This window comes from Roseateles sp. P5_E11 (assembly GCF_054049355.1).
This window is the reverse complement of sequence record NZ_JBFUMO010000257.1, coordinates 1-7,938: the sequence shown is the minus strand read 5'-3', so window position 1 is coordinate 7,938 and position 7,938 is coordinate 1. Positions and strand designations below refer to the sequence as shown.

The 7,938-nt window shown below is 67.6% G+C and carries 8 protein-coding genes; 2 read left to right on the top strand and 6 right to left on the bottom strand.

Annotated elements, in window-relative coordinates; all coding sequences use genetic code 11:
* Positions 1 to 353 (top strand): outer membrane protein assembly factor BamD (gene bamD, locus ACXJKR_RS18225; protein ID WP_457324021.1); only part of this gene is annotated, 353 nt, incomplete at its 5' end.
* A 262-nt stretch (positions 354 to 615) separates the two neighbouring features.
* Here bamD and ACXJKR_RS18220 read toward each other — a convergent pair.
* On the bottom strand, positions 616 to 2,667 hold the full coding sequence (locus ACXJKR_RS18220) for an ATP-dependent DNA helicase (protein WP_457324020.1): 2,052 nt from the start codon (positions 2,665 to 2,667) through the stop codon (positions 616 to 618).
* Positions 2,654 to 2,857 (bottom strand): YdcH family protein, encoded by a 204-nt coding sequence (locus tag ACXJKR_RS18215; RefSeq protein WP_057296252.1) that lies wholly within the window; start codon positions 2,855 to 2,857, stop codon positions 2,654 to 2,656. Before ACXJKR_RS18215 ends, ACXJKR_RS18220 begins: the two co-directional genes overlap by 14 nt.
* A gap of 62 nt (positions 2,858 to 2,919) precedes the next feature.
* On the opposite strand from ACXJKR_RS18215, the gene ACXJKR_RS18210 reads away from it, so the two are divergent.
* A complete protein-coding gene (locus ACXJKR_RS18210; RefSeq protein ID WP_457324019.1) occupies positions 2,920 to 3,690 on the top strand; it encodes a PP2C family protein-serine/threonine phosphatase in 771 nt (256 codons plus the stop codon).
* 6 nt (positions 3,691 to 3,696) lie between these two features.
* On the opposite strand, the gene ACXJKR_RS18205 is transcribed toward ACXJKR_RS18210, so the two are convergent.
* The 4 genes from ACXJKR_RS18205 to odhB form a co-directional block, all read right to left on the bottom strand.
* The gene (locus tag ACXJKR_RS18205) at positions 3,697 to 4,380 is read right to left on the bottom strand and encodes a hypothetical protein (RefSeq protein WP_457324018.1); all 684 of its coding nucleotides are present in this window, start codon (positions 4,378 to 4,380) and stop codon (positions 3,697 to 3,699) included.
* Between the two features lie 89 nt (positions 4,381 to 4,469).
* A complete protein-coding gene (gene zapE, locus ACXJKR_RS18200; RefSeq protein WP_457324017.1) occupies positions 4,470 to 5,570 on the bottom strand; it encodes a cell division protein ZapE in 1,101 nt (366 codons plus the stop codon).
* Positions 5,571 to 5,622: 52 nt separating this feature from the next.
* Complete coding sequence (gene lpdA / locus ACXJKR_RS18195) at positions 5,623 to 7,044, bottom strand: dihydrolipoyl dehydrogenase (RefSeq protein ID WP_457324016.1); 1,422 nt, start codon at positions 7,042 to 7,044, stop codon at positions 5,623 to 5,625.
* A 21-nt stretch (positions 7,045 to 7,065) separates the two neighbouring features.
* A partial coding sequence (gene odhB / locus ACXJKR_RS18190) for a 2-oxoglutarate dehydrogenase complex dihydrolipoyllysine-residue succinyltransferase (protein WP_457324015.1) occupies positions 7,066 to 7,938 on the bottom strand: 873 nt, incomplete at its 5' end.

Below are 7,938 nucleotides of genomic sequence, written 5' to 3'. Positions count from 1 at the left end.
CCTTCCGCCAGCTCGTCGAGCAATTCCCCGAGTCCAAGTACGCGGCCGAGGCGACGACGCGCATCAACTTCATCACCAACACGCTGGCGGCCTACGAGATCCACGTGGCGCGCTACTACTTCAACCGCAAGGCCTACGTCGCCGCGGCGAACCGCGCCCAGTCGGCCGTGGCCGAGTTCCAGTACGCGCCCGGCATCGAGGAAGGCCTCTTCATCATGGGCGAGAGCTATGACAAGCTCGGCCTGACCCAGCTGCGTGACGACGCGCGCCGCGTGCTGGACAAGAACTTCCCCGACAGCCAGTACGCCAGCAACGGCGCCAACCGCAAGAAGCCCTGGTGGCAGCTCTGGTAAGTTGAATTGGACGGGCCGCTCAGGCCCGTTTTCTATGCCGGGCCGAGCGCCGGGCCGCTCCCAAGCCGGCCCGACCGGCGATGTGCGCGCGGCTCGATGCCGCGAGCATCGCCGTCCCCGCGGGGGCTGAGGCCGGACACGGCAAGTCCTGTGGACTTGGCGTGCCTGCCGAAGAACAGCCGCCCCGTCGGCTGCGCGGTCTGCAAGACCGACCAGACTTGCTCGCGTTCAGCGATGCAAGGTTGGGCGAGGGGTCGTCACGTCACGCCCGTTCTGCATTCAGCAACTGCAACCAGGCCAGGGCCTCGGCTTCGTTGGCCACCGCCGTCATCGGCGGCAGCGCCGCGCGCAGGCGGCGTCCATAGTTCATGCCCGCCATGCGTGGGTCGCACACCACCAGCAGGCCACGATCGGTCTCGGTACGGATCAGCCTCCCGGCGCCCTGCTTGAGCGCAATCGCCGCCTCGGCGACGAAATATTCCGAGAAGGCATTGCGCCCCTGGGCCTCCAGGCGCTGCACACGCGCCTCCACGAGCGGGTCGTTGGGCGGCGGGAAGGGCAATTTGTCGATGATCACGCATTGCAGTGCGTCGCCGGGCACATCGATGCCTTCCCAGAAGCTGGCCGAGCCGACCAGGACCGACGCCGGATTGTCGATGAAGCGCTGCAGCAGCACACGCTTGGGCGCCGCGCCCTGCTGCAGCACGGCGATCGCGTCGCCAGCTTCCTCGAAGCGCTCGCGCAGCGCGTCAGCCACGGTCTGCAGATTGCGCAACGTCGTGGTCAGCACGAAAGTGCGACCGCCTAGCGCCCGTGCCAGGCGTGACGCCAGCAGAGCAACGCTCGGCGGATGGCTGGGCTCACTGGGCTTAGGGAAACCGCGCGGCACGTAAAGGCGCGCATGAGTCGGATAGTCGAAGGGGCTGCCGACACGCAGCACCTCGGCCTCGGTCAGGCCAGCGGGCTCGGTGAACCACGTCAATCCTTCGTCGTCGCCCAGCGTGGCCGAGGTGAACACCCAGGCCTTGGGCGGCCCCTCCAGCTGCTGCTGCATCGCGTCGCGGATGTCCAGGGGTGACTCGACCAGGCGGGCCGCATGCGGGCTGATGTCGATCCAGCGCACGTCTCCCGGATCAGGGTCGGTGGCGAACTGTTTGGCCAACTCACGCAACTCCTGGGCCCGCTCACACAGGCGCGCGAAATCGGGCGCGGCCTCGCGCACGGCGGTCAGCGCCTCCAAGGCCTTGGCCGTCGCCACTTCGACGCCAGCCAGCGCCGTGGCGAAACCGGGCTGGTTCGCCCTCTCCTTCCAGCCCAGCTTGAGTGTGCCGCGCAGCTCGCGGCCGGCGGTGGCCAGCGGGCCGGCCGCGGCCAGGCGCAGCTCCCGCGCCGCCTTCTCGACACCCGCATGCAAGCCCTGCCAGTCGTGCACGCCGCGTGCATGGGCCAGGCCCTGGGCCAGCACATCACGCGCGAAATCGATCAGCGAGGCCGTACCCAGCAGCGTGCCGAGGAACTGCACGCCGGCCTCGGCGAGCTGGTGAGCCTCGTCGAAGATGGCGATCTCGACGCTGGGCAGCAGCTCGGCCACGCCGGTATCGCGCAGCGTCATGTCGGCAAAGAAGAGGTGGTGATTGACGACGACGACGTCGGCCTCCATCGCCTCGCGCCGCGCCTTGACGACGTAGCAGCTCTTCCAGTCCGGGCATTCCTGGCCCAGGCAGTTCTCGCGGCTGGAGCTGACGATGGGGATGATGGGCGAGCGCTCATCCAGCCCATCGATCTCGGCAAAGTCGCCCGTTGTCGTGCCCAGGGCCCAGCGCTCGATGCGGGCCAGCGACAGCGCCGTGCGCCGGTCCGGGAATTCACCCGAGACGCGCGCCTCCTTCATGCGGTGCAGGCAGAGATAGCTGCTGCGGCCCTTCAGCAGCGCCAGGCGCACCGGCGTGTTCAAGGCCTTGGTCAGTCGCGGCAGGTCGCGCAGGAAGAGCTGGTCCTGCAGGCTCTTGGTGGCGGTGCTGATCAGCGCCCGGCTGCCGGCCAGCAAAGCGGGCACAAGGTAGGCAAATGTCTTGCCGACGCCCGTGCCAGCTTCGACAACCAGGGCTTGGCGGCGGCTCAATGCGCGGGCGACCGCCCGGCTCATCTGCAGCTGGGGCTCGCGGGGCTTGTAGCCCGGGTCCAGCCGCGCCAGCGGGCCATCGACGTCAAAGGCAGCCAGGACGTCCTGTTCGAGTGCGTCGGCAGCGGGCGGTGCGGGAGGGGTGGCCTGATCGAGGGCGTCGAGCCAGTCGTCGATGTCAGGCAAGGTCATCAGGCTCGGTCGTCGCTTCGAGTCGCGCAATCATGTCGCGCAGCGCCAAGCGGCGCTTCTTGAGCCGCTGCAGCGCCAATTCGTCCACAGGCGCCTGCTCGGCGAGCCTGTCGATCATCGCGTCGAGGTCGGCATGCTCCATGCGCAACTCGATGAGCCGCCGCGGCAACGAGTGAAGTTGTTCATCCATCCAAGGGTTTACGAAGGCGGTTCGATGCGGGCAAAAGCTCACCGGCCAGTATAGTTTTCGGCATGCCCTCATCCACCGCCGTCGGTTTCCGACTCAATGCCGCCACCGGCACCCATCGCGGGGACCGGGCCTATCAGCAGGATCAGGTGGCCGTCATCGCCCACCCGCGCATAGCGGGCTGCATGATGGGCATCGTGGCAGACGGTATGGGCGGCAAGAGCGGCGGGCGCAAGGCGGCCGACCAGGTCATCCTCACGGCGCACCAGCTGTTCGAGCGCTATTCGCCCGAGGATGAGCTGCCTGCCGAGCTGCTGAGCCAGATCACGGCGGAGGCGCACCTGATGATCAAGCTGACGGCCATCTCCGCCGAGGAGGAACCGCACAGCACGATCGCCGGCTTCGTCATCACCAGCGACCGCTGCGTGCATTGGATCCACTCCGGCGACTCGCGCATCTACTGGTTCCGCGGTGCGCGCCTGGTCAAGCGCTCCATGGACCACTCCTATGTGCAGCGCCTCGTCGACGAGGGCCAGCTCACCGAGGCCGAGGCCAGCTCGCATCCGCAGAGCAATCTGCTGACGGCCTGCCTGGGAACGGTGCAGGACCCGACGTCGACATCGGAGCGCTTCGAGAACCTCGAAGTGGGCGACACGCTGATGTGCTGCAGCGACGGGCTCTGGCATTACTTCACCGCCCAGGAGCTGGGCAGCGTGCTCTACAGCCTGCCGCCGCGCGAAGCGGCCGAGTTGCTGGTGAGCAAGGCGCGCCAGCGCGCCCGGGGCGGCGGCGACAACCTGTCCGTCGCCATCGTCAAGCTCGAGAACCTCGATTAGCGGCCGCTACCGCGACGCGGCTGATGCGCCCGGCAAAGGCAGGGGCGCAGCCAGCGGCTTGGCCCTGGCCTTCTGTCTGGCCTCGTGCTCGGCAATGCGCTGCTGTTGACGCTTCTCGCGCACCTCAGCCTGCTCGCGGCGCTTGGCCGCCTCGCCCTGCGCCTTGTTCTCTGCCTGCTGGCGCTGGCGTGCGGCATCCTCCGGGCTCCGCGCGCGGGGCGTGCGGGAGGCGGCCACCGCAGGTGGAGCTGGCGGCGGCGCCGTGAGGATGCGCTCGCGCTTCTGGCCCTCGTCCTGAGACGCGGCGAGCTCGCGTTCGCGCACGCGCTGGGTCTGGGCTGCCGCGCGGGAACGACGCTCCTCGGCCGCGAGTTCATTTTCCCGTCGCACCAGGGGTGCCAACGCCTCGTGGCGGCGCCGACGCAGCTCATCCAGGCAGGCAGCGACGGAAAAGCGCTGCTCGCAGTCCAGCTTTTCCTGCGCGAAGCGCTGCTCGATGGCGGCGCGCTGGACAGCGACCTCGGCACGCGTGGCCGGCTGAGGTGTTTCCGCACAAGCCACCACGGCCGCGAGCCAGAGCCCCACCAGCAGGCCGCCGCGACAGCCGGCGGCCACATCAAGCGGCCGCCGTGGAACCGGCTTTGCCGGGCCACTGGCGGCGCCCCCTCGAAGGGGGCTGAGGCCGGACACAAACGGCACGCCGTTTGCGCCTGCCGAAGGGTCGGCCCCTCCGGGGTCGGCGCGGCCTGCAAGGTGCGCGAAGCGAGTAGGGGGTGGCCTCATGTGAGCGAAGTATCAACCTCGCGACGGGCCAAGGCGAGGTATTCGGCCGAGCGCATTTCCTGCAAGCGCGACACCGTGCGCGGGAATTCGTGAGCCAGCGGCCCTTCGGTGTAAAGCTGCTCCGCTGGCACCGCGGCCGAAATGATGAGTTTGACGCGGCGGTCGTAGAGCACGTCCACCAGCCAGGTGAAGCGGCGCGCCTCGCTGGCCAGGCGCACCGGCATCTCCGGCACGTCGGACAGGATGACGGTATGGAACTGACTGGCCAGCTCGAGGTAGTCGTTCTGCGAGCGCGGACCACCACAAAGCGTTGCGAAATCGAACCAGACGACACCGCCGGCACGCCGACGCGCGTAGAGGGCGCGGTGCTCGATCATCAGCTTGCGGTCCTCGTCCTGCGCTTCTGCGAGGGACTCGAAGGCCTGGGTAAGCGCCGCTTCCGTCGACTCGTTCAGCGGCGTCAGGTAGAGGTTCATGTCCTCCAGGGTGCGGCGCCGGTAGTCGGTGCCGGCATCGACATTGATGACCTCGAGGTTGGCCTTCAGCAGCTCGATGGCTGGCAGGATGCGATCGCGGTGCAGGCCGTTGGGATAGAGCCCGTCGGGGTGGAAGTTGGACGTCGTGATGATGGACACGCGGTTGCGGAACAGGGCGTCCAGCAGGCGGTGCAGGATCATCGCGTCGGTCACGTCGGCGACGTGGAACTCGTCGAAGCAGATCAGGCGGAAACGCCGCGCGATGCGCTTGCCGAGTTCCTCCAGCGGGTCGGCAATGCCCTTGAGTTCCTGCAGCTCGCGGTGCACCTCGCGCATGAACTCGTGGAAGTGCAGCCGAGTCTTGCGCTGCAGCGGCACGRCCTGGAAGAAGCAGTCCATCAGGAAGCTCTTGCCTCGGCCTACGCCGCCGTACATGTAAACGCCGCGCGGGATGGGCGGGCGCACCAGCAGCTTGGTCACGGCATTGGCGCGCCGCGCCTTGTAGCTGGCCCATTCGTCCTGGCAGCGCTGCAGGGCCTCGATGGCACGCAGCTGCGCAGCGTCGGCCGTGAAGCCGCGCTCGGCGAGGGTCTGCTGGTAAAGCTCAGTGACTGAGGTCATCGCAAAAAAAGGGGCGACTGTCTGGCCGCCCCTTTCGATTCGCTACGTGCGATCAGAAGTTCAGCGTGCGCTTGTCGACGGCCAGGGCCGCTTCCTTCGTCGCTTCGCTCAAGGACGGATGCGCGTGGCAGATGCGTGCGATGTCCTCGGCCGAGGCCTTGAACTCCATCGCCACCACCGCCTCGGAGATCAGCTCCGACGCGAACGGGCCAATGATGTGCACGCCCAGGATCTCGTCGGTCTTGGCGTCGGCCAGGAACTTGACGAAGCCGGTCGTGTCACCCAGCGCACGGGCGCGGCCGTTGGCCAGGAAGGGGAACTGGCCGGCCTTGTAGGCGACGCCTTCGGCCTTGAGCTGCTGCTCGGTCTTGCCGACCCAGGCGATCTCGGGGCTGGTGTAGATGACCCAGGGCACGGTGTTGAAGTTCACGTGCCCATGCTGGCCAGCCATGCGCTCGGCCACGGCAACGCCCTCTTCCTCGGCCTTGTGCGCGAGCATCGGGCCGCGCACGACGTCGCCGATGGCCCAGACGCCCGGCAGGCTGGTCTTGCAGTCGTCATCCACGACGATGGCGCCGCGCTCGTCCAGCTTGAGGCCGACGGCGTCGGCACCCAGGCCGATGGTGTTGGGCACACGGCCGATGGAGACGATCAACTTGTCGACCTCCAGCGTCTTGGCCTCGCCCTTGGCGTCGGTGTAGGCGACGCTGACGCCCTTCTTGCCCGACTTGACCTCGCCGACCTTGACACCGAGCTGGATGTCCAGGCCCTGCTTCTTGAAGACCTTGGCGGCCTCCTTGGCGACGCTCTCATCCACCGCGCCCAGGAAGGCCGGCAGGCCTTCCAGTACGGTCACTTCAGCGCCCAGGCGGCGCCAGACCGAACCCATCTCCAGGCCGATGACGCCGGCGCCGATCAGGCCCAGCTTCTTGGGGGTCGTGCCGACGCGCAGTGCGCCGTCGTTGGACAGGATGTTCTCTTCGTCGAAGGGCACGCCGGGCAGCGCACGGGCGTTGGAGCCGGTGGCGACGATGACCTGCTTGGCCGCGATGGTTTCCTCGCCAGCCTTGAGCTCATAGCCGCCATCCTTGGCGGCAACGAAGGAGCCACGACCGTGGAAGAACGTGACCTTGTTCTTCTTGAACAGGTAGACGATGCCGTCGTTGTTCTGCTTCACGACCTGGTCCTTGCGGGCCAGCATCTTGGCGACGTCCATCTTGACGTTGTCCGCCGTGATGCCGTGGTCGGCAAAGTGGTGGTTGAGCTGCTCGTAGTGCTCGCTGGACTGCAGCAGCGCCTTGGACGGGATGCAGCCGACGTTGGTACAGGTGCCGCCGAGGGCGGGGCCGCCCTTGTCGTTCTTCCACTCGTCGATGCAGGCCACGTTCATGCCCAGCTGGGCCGCGCGGATGGCCGCGATGTAACCGCCGGGGCCGCCGCCGATGACGACGACGTCGAATTGCTTGGTGCTCATGCTGATCGTTCCTTGGCTTTCTTAGATGTCGAACAGCAAGCGGGCGGGGTCTTCCAGCGCTTCTTTCATCGTCACCAGGCCCAGCACGGCCTCGCGGCCGTCGATGATGCGGTGGTCATAGGACATGGCGAGGTAGTTGATCGGGCGCACGACGACCTGGCCGTTCTCGACCACCGCRCGGTCCTTGGTCGCATGCACGCCCAGGATGGCCGATTGCGGCGGGTTGATGATGGGCGTGGACAGCATGGAGCCGAAGGTGCCGCCGTTGGAGATGGAGAAGGTGCCGCCGGTCAAGTCGTCGATGGACAGCTTGCCGTCCTTGGCCTTCTGGCCGAACTCGGCGATCTTCTTCTCGATGTCGGCGAAGCTCATCTGGTCGACATTGCGCAGCACCGGCACGACGAGGCCGCGCGGCGAGCCGACGGCGATGCCGATGTCGAAGTAGCCGTGGTAGACGATGTCATTCCCGTCGACCGACGCGTTGATGATGGGGTACTTCTTCAGTGCCGCCACAGCCGCCTTGACGAAGAAGCTCATGAAGCCGAGCTTGACGCCGTGTTCCTTCTCGAACTTCTCCTGGAACTTCTTGCGCATCTCCATGACCGGGGCCATGTTGACCTCGTTGAAGGTGGTCAGGATGGCGTTGGTGGACTGCGACTGCACCAGGCGCTCGGCGATGCGGGCGCGCAGGCGGGTCATGGGCACGCGCTGCTCGGGGCGGTCACCCAGGTTCTGCTGAGCCGGCGCGGCCACGGCCGGCAGCGGTTTGGCGACAGCGGGCGAGGCGGGCACGACGAGCGGCGCGGCGACGGCAGCAGGCTTGGGCTGGGCGCCAAGGGCGTCGCCCTTGGTCACGCGGCCGTCCTTGCCGGAGCCGGCCACGTCGGTAGCTTG